Source organism: Clostridium sp. MT-14, from assembly GCF_042436595.1.
Lineage (GTDB): Bacteria > Bacillota > Clostridia > Clostridiales > Clostridiaceae > Clostridium_B > Clostridium_B aromativorans.
In genome coordinates, this window is the sequence record NZ_JBHMIY010000105.1 from 1 (window position 1) to 356 (window position 356).

The window sequence follows — 356 nt, forward strand, 5'->3', positions numbered from 1 at the left end:
TTAGTTTTTATGAATGTGTCGGCACTTTTTGGAATAAGGTGGATTGCCAAATCTACGGCATCTAGTTTCGGGCTGGGCTTAGGTGCAATCCCGGTGTGGGTGATTTTTACTTTTATTTTCTTTGTACCAATTGCCCTTATCTGTGCCGAACTTGCAGCAACGTATCCACGGGACGGCGGACTTTATGAATGGGTAAAGGAAGCCTATGGAGACAAGCAGGGTTTTATGGTATCCTGGTTGAATTGGACGGCAAAGATATTCTGGTATACTTCTTTTTTAACATTTTTAATGGTAAACGTATCCTATGCAATAGGACAACCTGCTCTGGCAGAAAATAAAATATTTGTAATGGCAGC

Annotated in this window: 1 protein-coding gene; it reads left to right on the plus strand. The window is 41.3% G+C overall.

Annotation, left to right across the window (positions count from 1 at the left end; all coding sequences use genetic code 11):
* Positions 1–356: amino acid permease (locus tag ACFHWD_RS20700; protein ID WP_378062954.1), on the plus strand; the 356-nt coding region annotated here is incomplete at both ends.